The organism is Vibrio sp. STUT-A11, from assembly GCF_026000435.1.
Taxonomy (GTDB): Bacteria; Pseudomonadota; Gammaproteobacteria; order Enterobacterales; family Vibrionaceae; genus Vibrio.
In genome coordinates this window covers 2,804,173-2,828,113 of sequence record NZ_AP026763.1, presented here as the reverse complement: position 1 = coordinate 2,828,113, position 23,941 = coordinate 2,804,173, and the positions used below count along the sequence as shown (strand labels likewise).

Below are 23,941 nucleotides of genomic sequence, written 5' to 3'. Positions count from 1 at the left end.
AGATCATTTGTCATTCAGATTGTGTATGGATGTAGTGTTTTAGCAGAATCTGCTCAGTAAACTGTGTTCTGAGATAAAATCCTCGGGGCAGGGTTTTTATTGGCTTACCATTTGAGCTGTAAGCTTCTGTTTGTGCTTTTGCATTGGCGGCTTTTGGGCGTAAATGCAGCGCTTCTCCATGTCTGGCGGAAATTTGATCAAACTGACCCAATACGATCATTTCCATCAACTCCTCCCAATCGTTACGTAAAATACGTTCTTCTTCTTCGTCGGGCGACCAAATTAAAGGGCTGCCGACTCGACGTTCTGCAAGAGGGATCTCTCGCTCGCCTTCAACGGGTACCCAAAGTACACGAGAGAGTTTGTTGCGTACGTGGCTTGTTTCCCATGTAAGACCTTGCACTCCCGTCAGAGGGGCAACACAGACGAAAGTCGTTTCTAATGGTCTGCCCGAATAACCAATCGGAATACTTTTTAACTCGATCCCCAGTTTGGAAAAGTCTTGCTGGGGTTTACTTCCAGCTGGCGCACCTAAATGCCATTCAAGTAATTGACCCACCCAGCCTTTATCCCTCTTTAAATTATCAGGAACGATCATATCAGCTTCTTCTGCGAGTTCCGCAAAACTGAGGCCTGCGATATCGTGAGCACGTTCCATGAGTTCCGATTCTGTTTGTGGTTCTGGTTTCATAATAACTGGGGTTACTTTCAAAACACACAGTTTAACAAATTCCGTAAAAAATCACTGTTTAAGATTTAATCGAGGTGGATTAAGAATGATCAATTCATAACTTATCCACAGATGGGCAGGGTATCATGGGATCCAAGCCAGGGCTGGATGAATTAACAGGGGTTTTAAGTGGTTTTTAAGCTTGATTTTATGGCTATGTCGTGAAGGTACACTTAATAAGTGTGGATAAATCGTGCATTGATGGATCTTTGACCGATCTGTTTTTGGTGAAAAGATCATCAGTTGTCTTGTGGTCGTTTAATCACTAGGGTTGGATTTTAAATTATATTAATCATGTATTTATTTACTTTTATCATTAATATTAATGAGGTCGTTTGCGATTGTTTTGAACAGGAATATTTTTTGCCCTCGAATTCTTCACAAAGTTATTCACAGAAAAGGTGAATAAATGTGGGCAATGTCTCACTCTTGTGTTGATAAAGTATTTGCTGGCTAAAAGATATCCAATGGTGGTGGAAAAGTAATAAATCTTGCTCATATCACATCAGTAAGTTTGCTAGTCATGGGGATATGTGGAAAAATCACGGTAATAAAAAATTATTCATAGAGGTTAGCCAGTGATAGATGGCGATGGTTACCGACTGAATGTTGGTATTGTGATATGTAATAACCATGGTCAGGTCTTCTGGGCTAAACGATACGGGCAACACTCATGGCAATTTCCACAAGGTGGAATTGACGAAGGTGAAACACCTGAGCAGGCTATGTTCAGGGAGTTATATGAAGAAGTCGGTTTAACGAAAAAAGACGTTAAAATCATTGCAACAAGTCGTCATTGGTTAAGATATAAACTACCAAAGCGATTGGTGCGTTGGGACTCCAAGCCTGTTTGTATCGGCCAAAAACAGAAATGGTTTCTGCTGCGATTGGAATGCGATGAATCTCGCATCAATATGCAACGCGGAAAATCCCCTGAATTTGATGGTTGGCGGTGGGTAAGTTATTGGTACCCAGTTAGGCAAGTTGTTTCTTTCAAGCGAGACGTTTACCGTCGTGCAATGAAAGAGTTTGCTTCTTTAGCCATGCCTTTTCGAGAAAGAAAAGCGAAAGGGAAAAGAAAAAAGCAACGTAGAGGATAGTCATGCTCAGCCAGCTAAGGGAAATAGTTGAAAAAGTCTCCAGGGTCGAAGATGTCCATCTGGCCTTTGATATATTGGTTAAAGAGACTTGTGCTGCCCTTCGCACAGAGTGTTGTACTATTTATCTTGCTAATGAAGAAATGCAGCGCCTTGAGTTAATGGCAACTCAAGGCCTGACTTTTGAAGGTGATAGCATCCATATCAACTTCGATGAAGGTTTGGTTGGGTTAGTAAAGCGTAGCGCTGAGCCACTAAATCTTGCTGAAGCCTCCAAACACCCCGAGTTTAAATTCTTCCCTCAACTCGGAGAACAAATCTTCCACTCGTTTCTTGCTACTCCGATTATTCATCGCAAACAAGTGCTGGGTGTTTTAGTTATTCAACAGAAAACACCACGTTTGTTCAGTGAAATGGAAGAGTCATTCCTCGTCACATTATCGGCTCAGTTAGCGGTATTGATCGCTCATGCGCAAAACCTTGGCCATTGGCAGCTCGCGTCGAAACCGACCATTTTGAAAGGGGTTCCTGCGTCTACGGGGGTGGCGATTGGTGAGTTCTGGTTTGATAACACGCAACCTAGTTTGTCCGATGTTTTTCCTGCTTCGACATTAGACAAAGAGCGTGAATATGAGCTCTTACTGGTCGCGATTGAACGAGCTTTAAATGATTTCCGACGAATGCGTAAGAAGCTGGATAGTGAAATCAATAAAGACGCATTAGCTATCTTCGATTTGTTTACTCACTTGTTGAATGATCCGATGTTGCGCGGTGATCTTAAGAAACAAATCGAGAAAGGTGATAGAGCTGATTGGGCATTACGTCAGGTTGTGGAATCCTACTCGAACCGGTTTGCCAGAATGTCTGATGTTTATATGCGAGAGCGTGCGCAGGACATCAAAGAGCTGGGGCAAAGGTTACTCTATTTTCTGCACAACAGTGAGCAAGAAAATTCTGCCATTGATCGACCGGTCATTATGGTGGCAAATGAGCTTACCGCAACGTTACTCGCTTCGGTTCCTAAAGAACACCTATTGGCGGTGGTTTCGCTAGAAGGGGGAGCCAACTCTCATGCGGCGATTTTATCTCGTGCGTTAGGCGTGCCTGCTGTGATGGGCGCCAATATCAACACAGAAGTGGTCAATGGTAAGTTGGGCATTGTTGATGGCTATACCGGGGAGATTTTCCTCGAGCCAAACCGTCAGTTATTACGTGAATACCGCAGTTTAGTCAGCGAAGAAACCGAGCTCACCGCCATGGTGAATAAGGATCTCTCACTGCCTGCGATTACGCAAGATAACCACCACGTTGAAGTTATGCTCAATGCGGGTTTGAGTGCTGACAGCAATATTGCCATCAACACCGGAGTGGATGGGGTGGGGTTATATCGAACTGAAATCGCATTTTTACTTCAGCATCACTTTCCATCCGAAGACGAGCAGTATCATCAATATAAGGCGATACTGAACAGTTACGCACATCAGCGTGTGGTTATGCGTACCCTGGATATCGGTGGTGATAAACCACTGCCATATTTACCTATCGATGAAGACAATCCATTTTTAGGGTGGCGCGGTATCCGCTTTACCTTAGATCATCCGGATATTTTCCTTATCCAGCTACGCGCTATGCTCAGAGCAAGCGCGGATAGCGGTAATTTGAGTATTTTGTTGCCAATGGTCTCAGGGGTGAAAGAGTTGGATGATGCGATTACTTTAATTGATCAGGCCTACAGTGAAGCCGTGTTAATTGATGACCGGATTCAGGCACCGAAAGTAGGGGTGATGATCGAAGTGCCCTCGATGGTGTATTTATTGCCGACTATCGCACATCGTGTTGATTTCGTTTCGGTGGGCACCAACGACTTAACCCAGTATTTATTGGCGGTGGATCGGAACAATTCTCGTGTTTCTGATGTCTATGAATCCATGCACCCAGCTGTGTTGCTGGCGCTGAAGCAGATTCATGACGTTTGTCAGCAATATCAGGTACCAGTCTGCATTTGTGGTGAGCTAGCGGGTGATCCGTTTGGTTCGTTGCTGCTGTTGGGCTTGGGCTATACGAGCCTGAGCATGAATACGTCTAATGTCGCTAAGGTTAAGTATTTGATTCGTCATAGCCAACAACAAGAGCTAAAACAGTTAGCTGAACAAGCAATGACACTTTCATATGGAGAAGAGATCCATCAAATGATGCATGATTTCTTTATCCAACAAGGATTTGCAGGTTTTATCCGGGCAGGCAAGAAGTAGTAGGTAAATGTGACAGTCTCTTTATTTTTACTATTGCTCGCATTGGGTGCGTTTGTCGGTGTTATGGCGGGACTGCTCGGTATCGGCGGCGGACTCATCGTTGTACCGGCTTTACTATACCTTCTGCCTTACGCTGGTATTTCGCCTGAACTGAGCATGCATATTGCTCTGGCCACCTCGCTGGCGAGCATCATTATTACCTCGGGATCATCGGCTATGCACCACCTGAAGCTTGGTAATGTCGATATGTTTGTGGTCAAGTGGTTAATGCCCGGGGTCGTGCTCGGCGGTTTTGTTGGTGCTAGCCTGGCTGAAATCATCCCGACTCATTACTTGCCAAAACTGTTTGGTGTGATTGTGTTGCTTCTTGCTGTACAAATGTTCCGTTCTATAAAAGTACTGAAATCCAAACCCATGCCTAGCAGCCCGGTTACTGTGATGTATGGCGCTGGCATTGGCGTTGTGTCCAGTTTGGCTGGAATTGGTGGCGGTTCGTTATCCGTTCCTTTCCTGAACAAGCATGGCGTTGAAATGCGCAAAGCGGTGGGCTCCTCTTCAGTGTGTGGCTGCGTGATCGCTATTTCAGGTATGATCGGTTTTATCTTGCACGGCTACAAAGCTGAGAATTTGCCTGCGTACAGTATTGGTTATGTTTACCTTCCAGCCTTGTTAGCAATAGCCATGACGTCTATGCTCACCACCAAAGTCGGCGCTAAGTTGGCGACCCGTCTCCCTACTGCCGTACTAAAAAGAGTTTTTGCCGTATTTTTGATTATCATTGCGGCGACCATGTTACTGTAAATTTCATCCGTTATTTTTATCTTAAGAAGAGAATGTTTTATGTCTCAGGGATTCATTGAATTTCCCAATATTGATCCGGTTTTAATCTCTATTGGACCTGTCTCTATTCGTTGGTACGGCTTGATGTACCTGGTTGGTTTTATCTTTGCGTTATGGCTGGCGAACCGCCGTGCAGATAAACCAAACAGTGGCTGGACCCGAGAGCAAGTCTCCGATCTCTTGTTTGCTGGTTTCCTTGGTGTGGTGATTGGTGGTCGAGTCGGTTACGTAATTTTCTACAATTTTGAGTTGTTCCTGGACGATCCTTTATACCTGTTTAAAGTCTGGACAGGAGGTATGTCATTCCATGGTGGTTTGCTGGGTGTGATTACGGCCATGTTCTGGTACGCACGTAAAAACGGCCGTACCTTCTTTGGCGTGGCTGACTTTATTGCCCCACTTGTTCCATTTGGCTTAGGGATGGGGCGTTTGGGTAACTTCATGAATAGTGAGCTGTGGGGGCGTGTAACCGACGTGCCTTGGGCGATCATCTTCCCGAATGGCGGGCCTCTACCGCGTCACCCATCTCAGCTATATGAAATGGCATTAGAAGGTATTGTTCTATTCTTTATTTTGAATTGGTTCATCAAAAAGCCTCGACCATTGGGTTCTGTTTCGGGGCTATTTTTAGCTGGATATGGTACATTCCGCTTCCTAGTAGAGTTCTTGCGCGAACCGGATGCTCAGCTTGGTCTGTTTGGTGACTTTATTTCGATGGGACAGATCCTATCTACACCAATGATCGTGCTGGGAGTTCTGATGATGGTTTGGGCGTACAAACGTGGTCTTTACCAAGACAAAGCCCCAGTTAAAACGAAGTAAGGTATTGGTGTGAAACAGTATTTAGATTTGTGTCAACGCATTGTTGACCAAGGTGTTTGGGTTGAGAATGAACGTACAGGCAAGCGTTGTCTGACGGTGATCAACGCGGATTTGACCTACGATGTTGCGAACAACCAATTTCCTTTAGTGACAACACGGAAAAGCTTCTGGAAAGCTGCAGTGGCGGAGCTTCTGGGCTACATTCGTGGATATGACAACGCAGAAGACTTTCGTAAACTGGGTACGAAAACCTGGGACGCAAACGCTAACCAGAATGACGCATGGCTGAATAACCCTTACCGTAAAGGTGAAGACGATATGGGCCGTGTATATGGTGTTCAAGGTCGTGCATGGGCTAAGCCAGATGGCGGCCACATCGATCAATTGCGCAAGATTGTTGATGACTTAACGCGTGGCATAGACGACCGTGGTGAGATCCTAAACTTCTACAATCCCGGTGAATTCCATATGGGTTGTTTACGTCCGTGTATGTACAGCCATCACTTTTCACTATTGGGTGAAACGCTGTACCTCAACAGCACACAACGCTCATGCGATGTACCGCTCGGTCTGAACTTTAATATGGTTCAAGTGTATGTTTTTCTGGCGATTATGGCGCAAATTACCGGTAAGAAGCCGGGTCAGGCTTATCATAAGATTGTCAATGCACACATTTATGAAGACCAGCTAGAATTGATGCGTGACGTGCAATTAAAACGTGAGCCGTTAAAGGCACCGACTTTCCATATTAACCCAGAGATCAAATCGCTAGAAGATCTGGAGACCTGGGTGACGTTAGATGACTTCTGGGTAGAAGGTTACGAACACCATGACCCAATTCGCTACCCGTTTTCTGTGTAGTGTAGTTTGCCCCACATAACATGAAAAAAGCTCCTAAATGGAGCTTTTTTCATTCTACAGGGGCTATTTTAAAGCACTGACAATGTATCGGTGGATCGGGTCGGTTTGCTTTGGGCGCGAGAGGGCTGGGCTGATGAATTTTGGTCGAGCAAAGATCCCTTTATCCACCAGTGAGCGGATCATGTCGAAGTATTTCAACTCTGTTTTACCACACAAGAGTAATGAAAAATCGTCCCCAAAGTTATCGTACGCGTTGAGTATTTCTCGGAACCCACGTAGGTATAAGTAATCTTTTGTCAGGCCACCACCTCGATAAACTCGAGCGGTAACGGTGAATGCTAGTGTATCGGAAGTATGATATTGCTCTTTCAGCAGCCTGAAGGTCTGGCGGAAATCTCGTTCTTTAATCATTGATTCAACCGCCAGTACCCGCAGAGCCAGTGTACGCAATCGCTTAATGCTGAAATGCCCAGAGAGGTATTCGCACAAAATGGCTAAACCTTCCTGAGTATTAGTATTAGCAGGGCAACCTAAGCTTAGCACGTTAAGCGGTTGACTACGGCCGTTTAAGGTTGTCAGTAAATGCACGCCCATCTCATGGTGAGCCAGTGCTTCCAGTTCGTCTGTCGTGATGTAGGCAGCGCTGTTTATTTTTACTCGCAGGCCAGATACAAGTGCATTCGCCAGCATGCCATCAAGGACTTGTATTTCACACTCATAGCCATGTTTATCTGCAAAACTCCCCATGAACTGCGCGATAGAGTGGCTATCATGTGCTGGTTGGCTCTCTTCTTCCGTTGGTAAGTGCAAGATGAAGTGTGCATTGGCGATATCTTTTGCACTCGGCTCTCCGTAGTAACGTAAAGAGTTATACAGAAAATCTTGGCTACCGATGGTATCAACCTGGTCCAGCTTATCGGCATACGACTGGATGACATCCGCATAGAGCTTTTGCAGCTGCGTATCTTTGATATTTTCTAAAGGTAATTCATACAAACGACGCTTGGATTGGTGGGTGATAAGAGGCGTCTTTTGGTACTCAAAGTTGGGTTCTTGAGAATACTTGTTATTGATGAAGCGCTCTCTTTCACTGGTGTAATTGAGAGGGTTTACGCTGCTGAGGATATCTATATCGCTAACCAACTGGGTTAGTTGTTCGTCTATTGCTAATAGCTGGCTGGAAATCGGTTCGTGAGCTTGAGCCATACTGTTTAACTCCGTGTAAAGGCAACACCAACCAGAATCGTTATTGATTCGAGAGGGTAAGGCTCAAATTATCATCGTGAACGCATATTGAACAACAAAAATTTCTATTCGAAGTCTGTTTGATAAAAGGGAAGATTAGTTAGCGAGAACAAAAAAGGCTCCACAATGTGGAGCCTAAAGTAATGCGATGATATTTCGTTTTGATTATGCTGTCAGAGCGAGAATAGCACCTGGCAAAATAATGAATACAGACATCAGATAGCCACCTACAACCGCTTTATTCTTAATTGCCATATCTGAAATCATGTCAGCGCCTTTCAGTGGAAGCTCACGTAAGAACGGGATACCAAAGATAAGTAGTGTCGCTGCGATGTTGAACACCAAGTGTACTAGGGCAATTTGTAGAGCGAATACCGCGAACTCACCAGAAACTGCCGTTGCTGCTAGCAGAGCTGTGATACACGTACCAATATTAGCACCTAGCGTGAATGGGTAGATATCACGAACTTTTAATACGCCAGTCCCCACAAGTGGCACCATTAAGCTTGTCGTTGTTGAAGAAGACTGTACAAGCACAGTAACGATAGAACCAGATACGATTCCGTGGATAGGACCACGACCAATCGCGTTCTTAAGAATATCACGTGCACGGCCAACCATCAGGCTCTTCATCAGTTTACCCATCACAGTGATAGCAACGAAGATGGTCGCAATACCAAGGATGATAAGCATCACGCCACCAACCGTGTCACCGAATGTTGATAGAGGCTCTTTGATTGCACTCACAACAGGCTTTGTCATCGGCTTAATGAAGTTTAAGCCTTTGATGCTCATGTCACCAGTTGCGAGCAATGGTGAAACAAGCCAATGAGAAATCTTTTCTAGGATGCCGAACATCATTTCTAAAGGCAGGAAAATAACGACAGCAAGTAGGTTGAAGAAATCGTGGATTGTCGCACTAGCGAAAGCGCGTTTGAACTCTTCTTTACAACGTACGTGTCCTAGTGAAACCAGTGTATTGGTTACCGTGGTACCAATGTTGGCACCCATTACCATTGGAATAGCGGTCTCTACAGGTAGACCACCTGCAACTAAGCCCACAATAATAGAAGTTACAGTACTAGAAGATTGGATTAGGGCTGTTGCTACCAGACCGATCATAAGACCAGCTACAGGGTGCGATGCAAATTCAAACAGTACTTTGGCTTGATCGCCAGTGGCCCATTTAAAGCCGCTACCAACCATAGATACTGCTAGAAGAAGCAGGTATAGCATGAATGCCAAGTTAGCCCAGCGTAACCAGCGAGTTGTACTCGAGATCGGCATCGCTGTTGAAGTAGCTTGGTTCATCATAATTTTCTCCGTGACCTTTCAGTTCTTTTGGGGTCTTTAGTTGAAACTGCGAGCGATGTTAGAGAATAAATATTTCAGTAATATTACAGATTAATGGCGGTTGGTGTTTTTTATTGTCAGTTTTGACAGTTGTAAATTTATATTTATTTTAATCTGAGTAACCTGTTGTTATTTATTGATTTTTTATCTTTACTTCTGAGGTGATTACTTGGAAAGGATTTTGTGAAAGTGCGTTTTATCTCATGTTTTATGACAATGTGAATCTTAAATATTCGGTAAAACCTAAGTTTATATGATGATTTTGTTGGTTTTGCCGAGTTAATTGTCTATCCCTGTCACATTTGATATAAAAACATCACCATCATTTCGGGAAATGGGTATGTCACATCTAAATTATAATCATCTCTACTACTTCTGGATGGTCTGCAAACAAGGCTCTGTCACTAAGGCTGCCGATGCACTTTTCCTCACGCCGCAAACCGTGACCGGACAAATTAAAGCGTTTGAAGAGCGCATGAAGGGAAAACTGACCAAGCGAAATGGGCGAACTGTTGAACCGACAGAGCTAGGGCAGCTAGTGTTCAAATACGCAGATCGAATGTTCGGTTTGAGCTATGAGATGCTGGATATCGTCAATTACAGCCAGCATTCCAATATTTTGTTTGAGGTCGGTGTTGCTGATGCATTGTCCAAGCGTCTGGTCAGTAAAGTACTTATGACAACCGTTCCTGAGGATAACAGTATCCATTTACGCTGCTATGAATCGACCCACGAGCTGTTATTAGAAAGGTTATCTCAACACAAGCTGGATATGATCTTATCCGATTGTCCGGTTGACTCTACTCAAAGCCCTGGCCTCTATAGTAAGAAGCTTGGAGAAAGTGGCATGAGCTTTTTTGCCTCATTTGAAATTGATAAGGTGAGGTTTCCTGAAATTCTGGAACAGAAGAAGCTGTTGATTCCAGCAAGCCGCACTGCAATGGGACGCAAAGTCATTCAGTGGTTTGACCGACAAGGTTTACAGCCTGATATTTTAGGTGAGTTTGATGACGTTGCCTTGATGAAGGCCTTTGCACGATACCATGATGATGTGATATTTCTCGCACCGACCATGTACATGTCGGAAATTGAAGACGACCGCAAGTTGCAACTAATTGGCGATGTGGATGATTTAAAAGAAGAGTATTATGTTATTTTTGCTGAACGTATGATCCAACATCCCGCAGTTAAGAACGTTTGTGACGCTGATTTTAGTCAAATGTTTGAATAAATACGTATCGTTGCGCAAACAAATAGATTACTATCGATAAAAATATAACCATAAATGTAAATGAGATTTAAGTAACTTCGGCGCTGAGGTTTGAACGTACAAATTTGCGTGTCGCTACTGGATGAGTTAATGCTCGTGGTTAAGACGCGTTGGCTTTGACCTTCAATCGACAACCTACAGCAAAGTTATCAATATTGAGACTCTCTTTATTTATCTGGATGTCACGAGAAAATTTTTGTATCGCAACTAGCTAGCCCGAGTTGGAATAAGTAAGTTGTAGCTAGAGGTCCAACACATGAATTTACAAGACATGGAGAAAAACTCCGCTAAAGCTGTCGTACTGCTTAAAGCGATGGCGAACGAAAGACGCTTACAAATTCTTTGTATGCTACATAACCAAGAGCTGTCCGTTGGAGAGCTGTGTGCAAAATTGGAGTTAAGCCAGTCAGCACTGTCACAGCACCTTGCCTGGTTGCGCCGTGATGAATTAGTGGCAACAAGAAAAGAAGCGCAAACGGTGTATTACACATTAAAGAGTGATGAAGTGAAAACACTGATCAAAACGCTTCACGGCCTTTACTGTGCCAGTTAATCACTTTGATTAAATAATGTGGATACGATGATTGCGAGCTGCAAGCGTTAAGCTATAGGTAGCTCGGAAATGAGCAAAAGAAAAGCTGGCAGTGCCAGCTTTTTTTATATCTCGATATTGAGTTTGACCAATTTCAGATATAAAAAAACCGACATAACGTCGGTTTTTTCTTCACTTTAAAATCAGGGCTCTATTAAAGAGCTTTGATTTGTGCAGTGAAACGAGACTTATGGCGAGCTGCTTTATTCTTGTGAATAAGGCCTTTAGTTGCCATGCGGTCTAGGATAGGTGTAACTACAGCGAATGCAGCAGTTGCAGCTTCTTTGTCGCCTGCTTCGATAGCAGCAACAGTTTTCTTCATGTAAGTACGCATCATTGAGCGACGGCTAGCATTGTGCTGACGACGTTTCTCAGCTTGGATAGCGCGCTTCTTAGCAGATTTACTATTTGCCAAGGGTCTAACTCCCAAAAACTTAGTTCTGTGACAATTTAAGGGCGAGGAATATCCCTCATTTGCGCTTAAATGTCAAATGATTTGTGCAAAAACCGTTCTAAACCAAAACAAGTTTTGGTAAGAGAGGTCATCGCGGTTAAGATGGCGGGGATTCTAACAGCATTTTTATACCAATGCTAATAATTATCCACTTAGAACTAACAATAGCTGGATAAATTTTTGACGTCTATTTAGAGCCTCCACGAGCTTAACAGTATAGGGTTGGCTGTCTTATAGTGATATTCCGAGGTTACAGTGAGTAAACGACTACTCAAGTCAGGCATGATCGTCAGTGCTATGACTCTTATTTCGCGCGTTTTAGGCTTAGTCCGTGATGTGGTAGTGGCGAATTTAATGGGGGCAGGAGCAAGCGCAGACGTCTTTTTCTTTGCGAATAAAATTCCAAACTTCTTACGTCGTTTGTTTGCAGAAGGTGCATTTTCACAAGCGTTTGTACCAGTGTTAACAGAAAGCCATGCTCAAGGCGATATGGACAAAACACGGGAGCTTATCGCCCGGGCCGCCGGGACGCTTGGGGTTATTGTGTCGGTGGTGACTTTGTTTGGTGTGTTTGGTTCTGGTGTTGTCACGGCACTGTTCGGGTTCGGCTGGTTTTTAGATTGGATGAATGGTGGACCATCCGCAGACAAGTTTGAGCTCGCCAGTATGATGCTCAAAATTACTTTCCCGTATTTATGGTTCATTACTTTCGTCGCACTGTCTGGCGCGATCCTTAATACACTCGGTAAGTTTGCCGTTTCGTCATTTACCCCGGTATTTTTGAACGTGATGATCATACTGTCGGCCTGGTTTATTTCGCCGCAGATGTCACAGCCTGAGATTGGCCTTGCGATTGGTGTTTTCTTAGGTGGCTTAGTTCAGTTCCTGTTTCAAATTCCTTTCCTTATTAAAGCAGGCGTGATGGTCAAACCTAAATGGGGTTGGCGCGATCCGGGGGTAGTAAAGATACGTACCTTGATGATCCCGGCTTTGTTTGGTGTTTCCGTCAGTCAGATAAACTTGTTGTTTGATACCTTTATTGCCAGTTTTCTACAGACAGGGTCAATTAGTTGGTTGTATTACTCAGACCGCTTGCTGGAGTTTCCTCTTGGACTGTTTGGTATTGCCATTGCTACCGTCATTCTACCGGCACTTTCTCGCAAGCACGTTGATGCTCACAGTGAAGGGTTTGCTCATACTATGGACTGGGGCGTACGCATGGTCACGCTACTCGGTATTCCAGCCATGTTGGGCTTAATGGTGTTGGCTAAGCCAATGCTGATGGTGCTATTTATGCGTGGTGAGTTCTCGCCGCAGGATGTCCATCAGGCGTCACTTTCTCTGTTTGCCTATGCATCTGGCTTATTGAACTTTATGTTGATCAAAGTACTCGCACCGGGCTATTACTCGCGTCAGGATACTAAAACGCCAGTGAAGTACGGCATCATCGCCATGGTAACCAATATGGTGTTCAACGCGATTTTCGCTTATTTCTATGGCTATGTTGGTTTGGCCATTGCAACCGCATTATCGGCATTGGTTAATATGGTGTTGCTATACCGAGGTTTGCACTTAGCTGAGGTTTATCAAATCACTAAGCGTACCGTCTTCTTTATTATACGTTTGGTGATTGCCGGAGCGGCGATGGTTGCAGCGATTTTGTGGCAATTGGAAGAGATGTCGGTGTGGCTAGACTGGAGCTTTGCTTACCGCTGCGGGGTGTTAGGAATGTTGATCGCTCTGGGGGCGGCAGTTTACCTTGTCGTTCTATTTTTAACAGGCGTGCGCTTAAAAGACCTAAAAGCTGGGACAGAGTAAGGGTGATTAGTATATAATCCGTCAGTTTCACACAGTGTTAAGTAATAACAGAGGCAAAAAGCAGTATCCAATGGAACTGATCCGAGGCATTCACAATATCACATCACGTCACTATGGGTGTGTTCTGACTATTGGCAATTTCGATGGCGTACATAAAGGCCATCAACAAGTATTGCAACAAGTGTCTGAACAAGCAGAGGAACTTTCGTTACCTTCGGTTGTGATGACCTTTGAACCTCAGCCAATGGAGCTGTTTGCTAAAGACAAGGCACCGGCAAGGTTGACACGACTGCGCGATAAGTTCGTTCAGTTAAGCAAACTCAACATTGATCGTTTGCTGTGCGTCAATTTTAACCGACATTTTGCCAGCTTGACGGCGGAAGAGTTTATCCGTGACTTGTTGGTAGAGCGTTTGGGTGTTAAGTTTCTTGTCGTTGGTGATGACTTCTGCTTCGGTAAAGGCCGCAGCGGGAACTTTGCCATGCTGCAGGAAGCTGGGGAAAAATACGGCTTTGAAGTCGTCAGTACCCAAAGCTTTTGTTTACAACAATTACGAGTGAGCAGTACCGCTATTCGGGAAGCCCTGGCTCGTGATGATTTGCATTCCGCACATGAGATGCTGGGAAGAAATTACAGCATCAGCGGTCGTGTTTCTCATGGAAGGAAGCTGGGTAGGACGATAGGTTTTCCTACTGCGAATATTCCTTTGAAACGCTGTGTATCTCCGGTATCCGGAGTCTATGTTGTTCAAGCGCTAGGCATTGGTGATAAGCCAATTGGTGGCGTGGCTAACATTGGCCAAAGACCGACGGTAAATGGCGTTCGCCAACAGTTAGAAGTACACTTATTTGACTTTCATGCCAATTTGTATGGCAAGCAATTAGAAGTGGAACTTTTGCACAAACTTCGAGATGAGCAAAAGTTTGAGTCGTTTGAAGCACTTAAACAACAAATCGAATTGGATGCTGAAGCAGCAAGGGTGTGGCTGCGTCAGCTTAAGGGTTGAGCGGTTTATTCCACCGTTCAACATAATGTCTAATTTTCGCCCAATATAACGGAATTAAGAATCGATGAGTGAGTATAAAGATACCCTGAACTTACCTGAAACAGGGTTTCCAATGCGCGGCAACCTGGCCAATCGTGAGCCAGAAATGCTTAAGCGTTGGTACAAAGAAGATCTTTACGGTGAAATCCGTAAAGCTAAGAAAGGCAAAAAGTCATTCGTATTGCACGATGGCCCTCCTTACGCCAATGGTGACATTCATATTGGTCACGCACTAAACAAGATTCTTAAAGACATTATTATTAAATCCAAAACACTTTCAGGTTTTGACGCACCTTACATCCCAGGTTGGGACTGCCACGGTCTACCTATCGAATTGATGGTAGAGAAGAAAGTAGGCAAACCAGGCCAAAAAGTAACGGCAGCTGAATTCCGCGAAAAATGTCGTGAATACGCAGCAGGGCAGGTTGAAGGTCAGAAAGAGAGCTTCAAGCGTCTTGGTATCTTGGGTGAGTGGGATAAACCATACCGCACAATGGATTTCGATACTGAAGCGAACATCATTCGTGCGCTTGGTAAAATCGCCAGCAAAGGTCACCTGTTAAAAGGTTTCAAACCTGTTCACTGGTGTACAGATTGTGGTTCTGCTCTGGCTGAAGCAGAAGTGGAATACAAAGATAAAGTTTCTCCGTCTATCGACGTACGCTTTAAAACAGCGGACGAAGCGGCGCTTTTGTCTAAGTTCGAGCTGACACAAGGTCATGAAGGTAAAGGTGACATTTCTATTGTTATCTGGACAACAACGCCTTGGACTCTGCCTGCAAACCGCGCAGTATGTCTACGTGATGATCTTGAGTACGTACTTATCCAAGTTGAGGGCGACAGCCCTGAGCGTATCATCGTTGCCGCTGAACTTGCGAAAGACGTCATGGATCGCGCTGGTATCGAGCATTTCCACAACCTTGGCTTTGCTAAAGGTGCAGATCTAGAACTTACTCAGTTCCAACACCCATTCTACGATTTCACTGTACCGGCGATCCTTGGCGATCACGTTACGACTGACTCAGGTACTGGTGTCGTTCACACTGCACCTGGCCACGGTCAGGAAGACTTCGCGGTTGGTCAAAAATACAACCTGGAAGTAGCAAACCCAGTGGGCTCAAACGGCGTTTACCTGCCAGACACTGAGCTATTTGCTGGCCAGCACGTATTTAAAGCGAACGATGCTGTGGTTGAAACGCTAAAAGAAAAAGGCGCGCTACTGCATCACCACGCTTACGAGCACAGCTACCCACACTGTTGGCGTCACAAGACTCCAATCATCTTCCGTGCAACACCTCAGTGGTTCGTGTCTATGGACCAGGCTGGTCTGCGTGCAAAAGCACTAGAAGCTATCAAAGGTGTTCAGTGGATGCCTGAATGGGGTCAAAGCCGTATTGAAGGTATGATCGAAGGTCGCCCTGAGTGGTGTATCTCTCGTCAACGTACCTGGGGTGTGCCAATCGCTCTGTTTGTACATAAAGAGACAGCAGAACTTCATCCAAATACGCTTGAACTGATCGAAAAAGTAGCGAAGTTGGTTGAAGAAAAAGGCATCCAGGCATGGTGGGATGTGGACGCAGCTGAGCTTCTAGGTGAAGAAGCGAACCAGTACGAGAAAGTGCTGGATACGCTGGACGTTTGGTTCGATTCTGGTGTTACGCACTTCTCTGTTGTTGATGCTCGTGAAGAGTACAACGGCCACAGTGCTGACCTATACCTGGAAGGTTCAGACCAACACCGTGGTTGGTTCCAGTCTTCTCTGATTTCATCTATCGCGATGAAAGACGAAGCACCATACAAACAAGTACTGACTCACGGTTTCGTTGTTGATGGCCACGGCCGTAAGATGTCGAAATCTATCGGTAACGTTGTTGCGCCAAAAGACGTAACTAACAAGCTAGGTGCAGATATCCTTCGTCTATGGGTTGCTTCTACAGACTACACTGGTGAAGTTGCGGTTTCTGATGAAATCCTAAAACGTAGTGCAGATGCGTACCGTCGTATCCGTAACACGTCACGTTTCTTCCTTGCTAACCTAAACGGCTTTAACCCAGAAACGGATCTGGTTCCTGCGGACGAAATGGTAGCGCTTGATCGTTGGGCCGTAGGTCGTGCACTTGCTGCTCAAGAAGAGATTGTAAAAGCGTACGGCGAGTACAATACGCATGCTGTTATGCAACGCCTAATGCACTTCTGTTCAATCGAAATGGGTTCTTTCTACCTAGACGTAATTAAAGACCGTCAATACACAGCAAAACGTGGCGGTCACGCTCAACGCAGTTGTCAAACAGCACTTTACTACATCGTAGAAGCGTTGGTTCGCTGGATGGCACCTATCATGTCGTTCACGGCTGACGAAATCTGGAACGAAATGCCAGGTAAGCGTGAGAAGTTTGTCCTTTGCGATGAATGGTATGAAGGCTTGTTTGGCCTGGCGGAAGGCGAAGAGCTAAACAACGATTTCTGGACTGAAATCCAGAAAGTTCGTGGTGCGGTGAACAAACTGCTGGAAGCAGCACGTGCAGAGAAAACCATCGGTGGTGCACTGCAAGCAGAGGTGACATTGTTTGCTGATGACGCGCTGGCGGCGAAAATCAACAAGTTGGAAGATGAACTGCGTTTTGTTCTGATAACTTCTGCTGCAACGGTGAAACCACTAAGCGAGAAGTCAGACGCTGCACAAGCAACGGATATCGAAGGCCTGTTTGTTGAAGTGAAAGCAACAGAAGCTGAGAAGTGTGACCGTTGTTGGCACCACACTCCAGATGTAGGCACCATCGCGGGTCACGAGAAAATCTGTGGCCGTTGTGTGTCGAACGTTGAAGGTGAAGGTGAAGTACGTAAATTTGCATAATTCGCAAAGTAGCGACTGAACTTTTTAGCCATGCTATAGCCCCAGTATCTACTGGGGTTATTTTTATTATTCAGCACAATGTCTTATCTGTGAGTTCCTTTCGCATTATCTTTGCAAGGAGATAACCAGCGAGTTGAAACTCTTTGGTATTAATGACGGATTAAGTTCCTTATCGTGCTCGTCCCTTACTCTTGTAAATGGTCTGAGTACAATGGGTTAGTTGATTGAGATAGGGATAGAAATGAGTCATATTCCATTAAAGCAATCTGGTGTACGTTGGCTATGGCTGGCGATTGTGATTTTTTTAGCTGATATTGGCATCAAGTACGTTGTGATGAACAATATGGGGTTCGGTTGGGCAAACCGCATTGAAATTTTGCCTTTCTTTAACCTTCTATATGTCCACAACTATGGTGCAGCATTTAGCTTCTTGAGTGATCAAGCTGGCTGGCAACGTTGGTTCTTTACTGGCATTGCCTTCATCGTGTCAGGTCTGCTGACCTACTGGATGAGCAAGTTACCAGCGAATGAAAAGTGGAATAATATTGCGTATGCCATGATTATTGGCGGCGCGGTAGGCAATGTCTTCGACCGCGTGATTCATGGCTTTGTGGTTGATTACCTTGATTTCTACTGGGGTAATTACCATTGGCCAGCATTCAACCTTGCAGATATGGCGATCTGTATGGGTGCTGCGATGATCATTCTTGATGGTTTTCGTAAAAAAGATGCTGAGAAGTAACGTTTGCCGACAATATTAAAATAACCCTAAGCGCCGCCCGTTGATTCGTGCGGCGCTTTTTATTATGTTGGAGCGCAACTCAGTGTATCTGAGTATATAAGACAAAAAAGCGCATGAACGCGTTGTACCAATCTGGATAAATCGATGTTCAATACAATTTAGGTTGGTATTGCCCAAGAATAAGGAAGCAGTAACGTGACAACAATTACTAAAGAATCTGTAGTAACTTTGCACTTCACCATTAAAATGAAAGATGGTTCAGTTGCAGACAGCACCCATAACATGGGTAAGCCTGCTAAATTTGTGATGGGTGATGGTAGCCTGAGCGAAAACTTTGAACAATGTCTGGTTGGCCTACAGTCTGGTGAACAAAAAGCCATTGAACTAAAAGCGGAAGATGCGTTTGGTATGCCAAACCCAGATCATATTCATCATATGGATCGCACCAAATTTGTCGGTGATGCAGAAGTGGAAGTGGGTACCATCATGGCATTTAGTGGTCCTGATGGTATGGAAATCCCTGGCATCATCACTGAAATTGCTGGTGATTCAGTAACGGTTGACTTCAACCACCCTCTGGCAGGGCAAGACGTGACTTTCGAAGTCGAGATTTTGTCAGTAGAATAGCGAACCCAAGTAAAGATAACTTCCATGAGCAATGAAATGAAAATCCTATTAGCTAACCCACGCGGTTTCTGTGCTGGCGTTGACCGTGCGATTAGCATCGTAGAGCGTGCGCTTGAGATGTATCAGCCACCGATTTATGTCCGTCATGAAGTGGTGCACAACCGTTTTGTCGTTGAAGGGCTAAAACAGCGTGGTGCGATCTTCGTAGAAGAGTTACATGAAGTGCCTGATAACAACATTGTGATTTTTTCTGCTCATGGTGTATCGCAAGCGGTTCGCCAAGAAGCCAAACAACGTGACCTTACCGTGTTTGATGCAACGTGTCCGTTGGTGACTAAAGTTCATATGGAAGTGGCTCGCGCCAGCCGTCGTAATATGGAAGTGGTACTGATCGGCCACGCCGGTCACCCAGAAGTGGAAGGCACGATGGGTCAGTACGCGAGTGAAACTGGCGGTATGTACTTAGTGGAAACACCTGCTGATGTAGAGAAGCTAAAAGCGATCGTTAAAGATCCTTCCGATCTGCATTACGTAAGCCAAACCACGCTGTCTGTTGATGAGACAGCCGACGTGATTGAAGAATTACGCCGAGTATTCCCCGATATCCAGGGCCCGCGAAAAGACGACATCTGCTACGCGACTCAAAACCGTCAGGATGCCGTTCGTGAAATGGCAAGTGAAGTGGATGTGATGGTCGTTGTTGGTTCGAAGAACTCATCAAATTCGACCCGTCTAAAAGAGCTTGCTGAGAAACTGGGCACACCCGGCTATTTAACGGATTGTCCTGAAGACATTAAACCAGAATGGTTTGAAGGCAAAACGAAAGTTGGCGTAACCGCTGGCGCATCAGCACCAGAGGAGCTGGTTAACCAAATTCTTGATCGCATTAAGGAGATGGTTGGTGCGCGCGCTGTGGACGAGGTCTTAGGCCGGGAAGAGAACATGTTCTTTGAAGTGCCAAAAGAGCTGCAAATCAAGCAAGTAGACTAATATCAAACTCCATTTATTGAATACTCAAAAGGTGACCTCATGGTCGCCTTTTTTGATTAAATAGCTTGGTGCTTAATGGCTGATACCGAGCATCTCTTTGAGTACTTTCAGATAGCGACGACTCACTGGGATCTCAAAGCCAGTTTTAGTGATGATTTCCGCTAAGCCATTCTCTAGTAATTTTATTTCGCTAATTGCTTTAATGCTTACGAGATATTGCCGGTGGCAGCGCACCAGTGGGGTTTTTTCTTCAATTGTTTTCAGTGTTAACTGCGTACTGGCGGTTTGGTTAATTGAGCGAACGTGTACGCCGCTGATATCACTGTAGGCGCATTCCACTGTGTCGGTTGCCATGATCACAATTCGGTTATGACCAATACAAGGAATTTGGTCTAACGTATCCGGTGTAATTGCTGAGAGTTGTTGCGTCAGTGTCGATTGACCAATGGTTTTGTGTAGACGCTTAACGGTTTTGTTTAAGCGGTTTGGATCGACAGGTTTCAACAAATAGTCAAACGCATTATCTTCAAACGCCTGAATCGCATATTGATCATATGCTGTCACAAAGACCACATAGGGCATGGTTTCTGGATCAAGCATGCCAAGAAGCTCAATACCGGTCACTTGTGGCATCTGAATATCTAAAAACACCACGTCAGGTTTGAGCTCATTGATTTTCTTCAGGCCGAGAATGGCGTTTGAGGCATCGCCTATTACGTCTACCTGGCCTGTTTCTGACAATAACTCAGATAATTCTTCTCGAGCAAATTGTTCGTCATCAATGACGAGCGCGGTTAACATCCATTCTCACCTTGTTGTATTGCGACTGACCTTCACGAATTTGTGGGAATAATAAAACTCATTTTAGTAAATTGATGCTCCTCACACGTAATTTTTAGCGCTGAATCACGTCCAAATTGATTTGTGAGACGTTTGTCGACAATTTCCATGCCTAAACCAGAGTGGTTATCACTAGGTGGTTTAAAACTTCCTGCGTTATCTTCCACGGTAATCAAATGGCCTTGTGGATGCGCTTGACTGTATATTCTCACCTTGCCACCTTCCAGCATGTTAGAGACGCCGTGTTTAATGGCATTTTCTACCAAAGGCTGGAGTGTAAAGCTTGGTAACTTGATGTCCAGTAATTCTGGTTCAATATCGATTTCGACTTCCAGACGATCAGTAAAACGAGCCTTTTCAATACTCAGGTAAGAATTTACATGGGCAAGCTCTTCTTTTAGCGTCACGGTATTGATGTTCTGTTTTAAGTTGCTGCGGAAGAAGTGCGATAAGTTTTGGATCAATTCACGAGCTTTATCTGGATCACGTCGTGTAATCGCACTGATGGTATTGAGTGCATTAAACAAGAAATGCGGGTTAACCTGAGCGTGGAGCAATTTGATTTCTGCCTGAGCTAATAAGGTTTGTTGTTGCTGATAATCGCCATATAAAATCTGGCTGGATAACAGCTGTGCAATCCCTTCTGCCATTGACATATTGACGGTTGAAAACAGCTTTCGCTTTGGCTCATAAAGTTTGATCGTACCAATTACTTCCTTACCCGCACGTAACGGGATGATAAGTGCTGAGCCTAGTTTACAGTCTTTGGCTATGGAGCACTGGTAAGGGCGCTCGGTGCCATCAAGATAAATGATGTCGTTCTTTTCCATCGAGTCTAAGGTACTTTGCGATGAAATCGGGGTGTTTGGCTTGTGGTGATCATCGCCGATGCCGACAAAGGCGAGGATTTTTTCCTGATCGGTAATCGCGACCGCGCCTACTTTTGTCTCTTCATAAATAATACGGGCGATTTTTTCTGCGTTTTCAGTGTTAAAACCGTTACTTAAAATGCCCACTGAACGGTCTGCAATGGTTAACGCTCGACGTGAAAAGGTTGCCGAGTATTTTTCAAAAATGGTTTTTCGGTCTTGAAGAATGCTCATGAACAGAGCCGCACCAAACGAGTTGGCAATGATCATCGGAGCAGCAATCGCTGATACCAATTCATAAGCCTGGTCGAACGGTTTTGCGACCGCGAGCAGCAAGATCATCTGCACGACTTCTGCTACAAATGTAATGCTGAATACCACGCTTGGATTGAACAGCAGGGCACCTTTGTTACGCTTGATCAGATACACATGGAGCAGACCACCGATAACCCCTTCTGCTGTGGTCGAGATCGCACAGGCTAAATCGGTAAAACCGCCCAGAGTGTAACGATGAATACCGCCAGTAAGCCCCACGGCAAAGCCAACCACAGGTCCGCCAAACAGGCCTCCCATCACCGCACCGATAGCTCGAGTATTGGCTATCGCATCATTGATATGCAGGCCAAAGTAGGTGCCGAGAATACAAAAGCCTGAAAAGAGTACATAGCAAATTAAGCGGTGACTTAAACGTGAAGAAATGCTCAGCAAAGGTAAAATTATCGGTGTTTTACTCAGCATGTACGCCAGTACCAAGTAAACACACATTTGCTGTAAGAGAGAAATAACCAGTTCCATAGCGAACCTAACCTGAAATCAATGTTGTTATTGTATACCTAAGTAACCTCAAGATGCTTGGTGCAGCGACAATGCTCTAAGCTAGTATGTTGAAGTCACTTGGGTATAAAACAAAAAGAGCCTGCATCGGGCAGGCTCTCTATCTTAATCAGTCGATGAAAATGCGCTGATATTAAACAGTTTCAGATACCGCTTGTGGTTTCTCTTCGTCAGCCAGTTCTGTTTCGCCTTTACCTTTAGAGGTTTTGATAACGTAACCAGTCACAACTAGTGAGAAGATGATACCTGCAATAGTTGACACTTGCATTGGCAGACCAAAACCTAGTGAGCTGTTGTTCAGAATGAACGTTGCACACACTGTTGTCATGAACATTGCAGGGATAGTGGTAATCCAGTGCAGTTTGTTGTGGCGTAGTAGGTAAGCCGATGCAGTCCAAAGCATCATTACTGCAGTGGTTTGGTTTGCGAAACCGAAGTAACGCCAGATGATACCGAAGTCAACTTGAGTCAGGATACCACCGATAACGAACAGTGGAAGCGCCATTAGTAGACGGTTGCGCAGTGTTTTTTGTTCCATGTTGAAGTATTCAGCAAGGATCAGACGGCTTGAACGGAACGCTGTGTCACCTGAAGTGATAGGTAGGATAACCACACCTAGGAACGCGATGATACCGCCGAACACACCTAGTAGACCAAATGATGCACTGTAAACTACGTTACCCGGGCCGCCGTTCTTCACTGCTTCTGATAGTGCGTCTAGAGAGCCGAAGAAAGACAGAGCGATAGCACACCAGATTAGCGCGATAACACCTTCACCGATCATTGCACCGTAGAATACGAAGCGACCGTTTTTCTCATTTTCCATACAACGCGCCATCAGTGGAGACTGAGTTGCGTGGAAGCCTGAGATTGCACCACATGCGATAGTGATGAACAGTGCTGGCCATAGAGGCATGTCATTCGGGTTTAGATTGCTGAACATGTCCGATACTTGGAAGTCACCCATTACCGTGTGCTCGCTAGAGAATGCGACAGCAGTCATCAGGCCAACAGACATGAAAATCAGTAGTGCACCAAACAGTGGGTAGAAGCGACCGATGATCTTATCAACAGGAACGATAGTCGCAATGATGTAGTAAGCAAAGATTGCGATAACCATTGTAGTCATGCTTACGTTAAGGCTTGTTTGATCGTTGATTAGGTTTGTGATCATGCCAGCCGGTGCTGATACGAATACCACACCAACAAGAAGCAATAAGACAATGGCAAAAATGTTCATAAAGTGTTTTGCGCCATTACCTAGGTAACGTCCAGTAATGGTTGGTACAGAAGCACCGCCGTTACGAACAGATAGCATACCTGAGAAGTAATCGTGTACCGCGCCTGCAAAGATACAGCCGATAACGATCCATAGCATTGCTGCAGGGCCGTATAGCGCACCCATAATTGGGCCAAAGATAGGACCTACGCCAGCGATGTTCAGTAGCTGAACCAGGTAAACTTTCTTGGTTGACATTGGAACATAGTCAACACCATCTGCTTTAGTGTGAGCAGGCGTTTGGCGTTTTTCATTGATGCCGAAAATTTTCTCGACGAAAGCGCCGTAGATGAAGTATCCGCCGATTAGGGCTGCGACACAGGTTAGAAACCACATCATAACTATTGTCCTTGGTTAGTAGGATAGGGTAATTGTTTTAATTTCAGGATGCATGTTAAGGGCTGCTTTTGTTAATTGCATTCGCTTAGTCGGTAAGTGGTCGAATAGGACTACGAGTGGTCGATATGGCCTTTGAGTGGTTTTAAGTACCGTTCAGTGGTTGCTCTTAGCAGTAAATGGTATTTGTC

General features: G+C 44.9%; 20 protein-coding genes. 13 read left to right on the top strand and 7 right to left on the bottom strand.

Going from position 1 to position 23,941, the window contains the following annotated elements; all coding sequences use genetic code 11:
• Nucleotides 1-10 precede the first annotated feature (10 nt).
• Nucleotides 11-691 carry a DNA mismatch repair endonuclease MutH gene (mutH, locus tag OO774_RS13235; RefSeq protein WP_264903100.1) on the bottom strand — a complete coding sequence of 227 codons (681 nt, stop codon included), beginning with the start codon at nucleotides 689-691 and terminating at the stop codon, nucleotides 11-13.
• A 617-nt stretch (nucleotides 692-1,308) separates the two neighbouring features.
• Here mutH and rppH point away from each other — a divergent pair.
• From rppH to OO774_RS13210, 5 genes are read left to right on the top strand one after another with little or no spacing between them, the layout of a single operon-like run.
• Entirely contained in the window at nucleotides 1,309-1,830 is a 522-nt protein-coding gene (gene rppH, locus OO774_RS13230; protein WP_005381953.1) for an RNA pyrophosphohydrolase, read from the top strand.
• A 2-nt stretch (nucleotides 1,831-1,832) separates the two neighbouring features.
• A complete protein-coding gene (ptsP, locus tag OO774_RS13225; RefSeq protein ID WP_264903099.1) occupies nucleotides 1,833-4,079 on the top strand; it encodes a phosphoenolpyruvate--protein phosphotransferase in 2,247 nt (748 codons plus the stop codon).
• A gap of 9 nt (nucleotides 4,080-4,088) precedes the next feature.
• Entirely contained in the window at nucleotides 4,089-4,880 is a 792-nt protein-coding gene (locus OO774_RS13220; RefSeq protein ID WP_264903098.1) for a sulfite exporter TauE/SafE family protein, read from the top strand.
• 39 nt (nucleotides 4,881-4,919) lie between these two features.
• The gene (lgt, locus tag OO774_RS13215; protein WP_264903097.1) at nucleotides 4,920-5,741 is read left to right on the top strand and encodes a prolipoprotein diacylglyceryl transferase; all 822 of its coding nucleotides are present in this window, start codon (nucleotides 4,920-4,922) and stop codon (nucleotides 5,739-5,741) included.
• A 9-nt stretch (nucleotides 5,742-5,750) separates the two neighbouring features.
• A complete protein-coding gene (locus OO774_RS13210; protein WP_264903096.1) occupies nucleotides 5,751-6,602 on the top strand; it encodes a thymidylate synthase in 852 nt (283 codons plus the stop codon).
• Between the two features lie 63 nt (nucleotides 6,603-6,665).
• Here the strand turns inward: OO774_RS13210 and OO774_RS13205 are convergent, their stop codons facing one another.
• Complete coding sequence (locus OO774_RS13205) at nucleotides 6,666-7,808, bottom strand: flavohemoglobin expression-modulating QEGLA motif protein (protein WP_264903095.1); 1,143 nt, start codon at nucleotides 7,806-7,808, stop codon at nucleotides 6,666-6,668.
• A gap of 204 nt (nucleotides 7,809-8,012) precedes the next feature.
• On the bottom strand, nucleotides 8,013-9,161 hold the full coding sequence (locus OO774_RS13200) for a Na/Pi symporter (protein WP_346015256.1): 1,149 nt from the start codon (nucleotides 9,159-9,161) through the stop codon (nucleotides 8,013-8,015).
• A gap of 379 nt (nucleotides 9,162-9,540) precedes the next feature.
• On the opposite strand from OO774_RS13200, the gene nhaR reads away from it, so the two are divergent.
• Entirely contained in the window at nucleotides 9,541-10,431 is an 891-nt protein-coding gene (nhaR, locus tag OO774_RS13195; protein ID WP_264903094.1) for a transcriptional activator NhaR, read from the top strand.
• Nucleotides 10,432-10,726: 295 nt separating this feature from the next.
• The gene (locus OO774_RS13190; RefSeq protein ID WP_237317474.1) at nucleotides 10,727-11,023 is read left to right on the top strand and encodes a metalloregulator ArsR/SmtB family transcription factor; all 297 of its coding nucleotides are present in this window, start codon (nucleotides 10,727-10,729) and stop codon (nucleotides 11,021-11,023) included.
• A 193-nt stretch (nucleotides 11,024-11,216) separates the two neighbouring features.
• Here the strand turns inward: OO774_RS13190 and rpsT are convergent, their stop codons facing one another.
• The gene (gene rpsT, locus OO774_RS13185; protein WP_014230864.1) at nucleotides 11,217-11,477 is read right to left on the bottom strand and encodes a 30S ribosomal protein S20; all 261 of its coding nucleotides are present in this window, start codon (nucleotides 11,475-11,477) and stop codon (nucleotides 11,217-11,219) included.
• Between the two features lie 294 nt (nucleotides 11,478-11,771).
• Here rpsT and murJ point away from each other — a divergent pair, with 294 nt between their 5' ends.
• The 6 genes from murJ to ispH all read left to right on the top strand — a co-directional run bounded on the left by murJ (nucleotide 11,772) and on the right by ispH (nucleotide 19,592).
• Nucleotides 11,772-13,334, top strand: coding sequence for a murein biosynthesis integral membrane protein MurJ (gene murJ / locus OO774_RS13180; RefSeq protein ID WP_264903093.1), 1,563 nt, complete (start codon nucleotides 11,772-11,774; stop codon nucleotides 13,332-13,334).
• Between the two features lie 70 nt (nucleotides 13,335-13,404).
• Nucleotides 13,405-14,340, top strand: coding sequence for a bifunctional riboflavin kinase/FAD synthetase (ribF, locus tag OO774_RS13175; protein WP_264903092.1), 936 nt, complete (start codon nucleotides 13,405-13,407; stop codon nucleotides 14,338-14,340).
• A 64-nt stretch (nucleotides 14,341-14,404) separates the two neighbouring features.
• The gene (gene ileS, locus OO774_RS13170; protein WP_264903091.1) at nucleotides 14,405-17,233 is read left to right on the top strand and encodes an isoleucine--tRNA ligase; all 2,829 of its coding nucleotides are present in this window, start codon (nucleotides 14,405-14,407) and stop codon (nucleotides 17,231-17,233) included.
• A gap of 241 nt (nucleotides 17,234-17,474) precedes the next feature.
• The gene (gene lspA / locus OO774_RS13165; RefSeq protein WP_014230868.1) at nucleotides 17,475-17,975 is read left to right on the top strand and encodes a signal peptidase II; all 501 of its coding nucleotides are present in this window, start codon (nucleotides 17,475-17,477) and stop codon (nucleotides 17,973-17,975) included.
• 195 nt (nucleotides 17,976-18,170) lie between these two features.
• Entirely contained in the window at nucleotides 18,171-18,602 is a 432-nt protein-coding gene (gene fkpB, locus OO774_RS13160) for an FKBP-type peptidyl-prolyl cis-trans isomerase (RefSeq protein WP_014230869.1), read from the top strand.
• Between the two features lie 24 nt (nucleotides 18,603-18,626).
• Complete coding sequence (gene ispH / locus OO774_RS13155) at nucleotides 18,627-19,592, top strand: 4-hydroxy-3-methylbut-2-enyl diphosphate reductase (RefSeq protein ID WP_176290915.1); 966 nt, start codon at nucleotides 18,627-18,629, stop codon at nucleotides 19,590-19,592.
• A 72-nt stretch (nucleotides 19,593-19,664) separates the two neighbouring features.
• Here ispH and btsR read toward each other — a convergent pair whose 3' ends face one another.
• From btsR to OO774_RS13140, 3 genes are all read right to left on the bottom strand, one after another.
• Nucleotides 19,665-20,393: a two-component system response regulator BtsR gene (gene btsR, locus OO774_RS13150; RefSeq protein ID WP_264903090.1), complete on the bottom strand. Its 729-nt coding sequence runs from the start codon at nucleotides 20,391-20,393 to the stop codon at nucleotides 19,665-19,667.
• A 32-nt stretch (nucleotides 20,394-20,425) separates the two neighbouring features.
• Nucleotides 20,426-22,096: a sensor histidine kinase gene (locus OO774_RS13145; RefSeq protein ID WP_264903089.1), complete on the bottom strand. Its 1,671-nt coding sequence runs from the start codon at nucleotides 22,094-22,096 to the stop codon at nucleotides 20,426-20,428.
• Between the two features lie 172 nt (nucleotides 22,097-22,268).
• On the bottom strand, nucleotides 22,269-23,753 hold the full coding sequence (locus OO774_RS13140; RefSeq protein ID WP_264903088.1) for a carbon starvation protein A: 1,485 nt from the start codon (nucleotides 23,751-23,753) through the stop codon (nucleotides 22,269-22,271).
• Nucleotides 23,754-23,941: the final 188 nt, after the last annotated feature.

Coding starts and splice junctions, on each gene's coding strand:
- OO774_RS13140 (WP_264903088.1), bottom strand. CDS start 23,753: ATGATGTGGTTTCTAACCTGTGTCGCAGCCCTAATCGGCGGATACTTC.
- OO774_RS13145 (WP_264903089.1), bottom strand. CDS start 22,096: ATGGAACTGGTTATTTCTCTCTTACAGCAAATGTGTGTTTACTTGGTA.
- ileS (WP_264903091.1), top strand. CDS start 14,405: ATGAGTGAGTATAAAGATACCCTGAACTTACCTGAAACAGGGTTTCCA.
- OO774_RS13190 (WP_237317474.1), top strand. CDS start 10,727: ATGAATTTACAAGACATGGAGAAAAACTCCGCTAAAGCTGTCGTACTG.
- btsR (WP_264903090.1), bottom strand. CDS start 20,393: ATGTTAACCGCGCTCGTCATTGATGACGAACAATTTGCTCGAGAAGAA.
- OO774_RS13200 (WP_346015256.1), bottom strand. CDS start 9,161: ATGATGAACCAAGCTACTTCAACAGCGATGCCGATCTCGAGTACAACT.
- lspA (WP_014230868.1), top strand. CDS start 17,475: ATGAGTCATATTCCATTAAAGCAATCTGGTGTACGTTGGCTATGGCTG.
- mutH (WP_264903100.1), bottom strand. CDS start 691: ATGAAACCAGAACCACAAACAGAATCGGAACTCATGGAACGTGCTCAC.
- ptsP (WP_264903099.1), top strand. CDS start 1,833: ATGCTCAGCCAGCTAAGGGAAATAGTTGAAAAAGTCTCCAGGGTCGAA.
- ribF (WP_264903092.1), top strand. CDS start 13,405: ATGGAACTGATCCGAGGCATTCACAATATCACATCACGTCACTATGGG.
- OO774_RS13205 (WP_264903095.1), bottom strand. CDS start 7,808: ATGGCTCAAGCTCACGAACCGATTTCCAGCCAGCTATTAGCAATAGAC.
- lgt (WP_264903097.1), top strand. CDS start 4,920: ATGTCTCAGGGATTCATTGAATTTCCCAATATTGATCCGGTTTTAATC.
- ispH (WP_176290915.1), top strand. CDS start 18,627: ATGAGCAATGAAATGAAAATCCTATTAGCTAACCCACGCGGTTTCTGT.
- nhaR (WP_264903094.1), top strand. CDS start 9,541: ATGTCACATCTAAATTATAATCATCTCTACTACTTCTGGATGGTCTGC.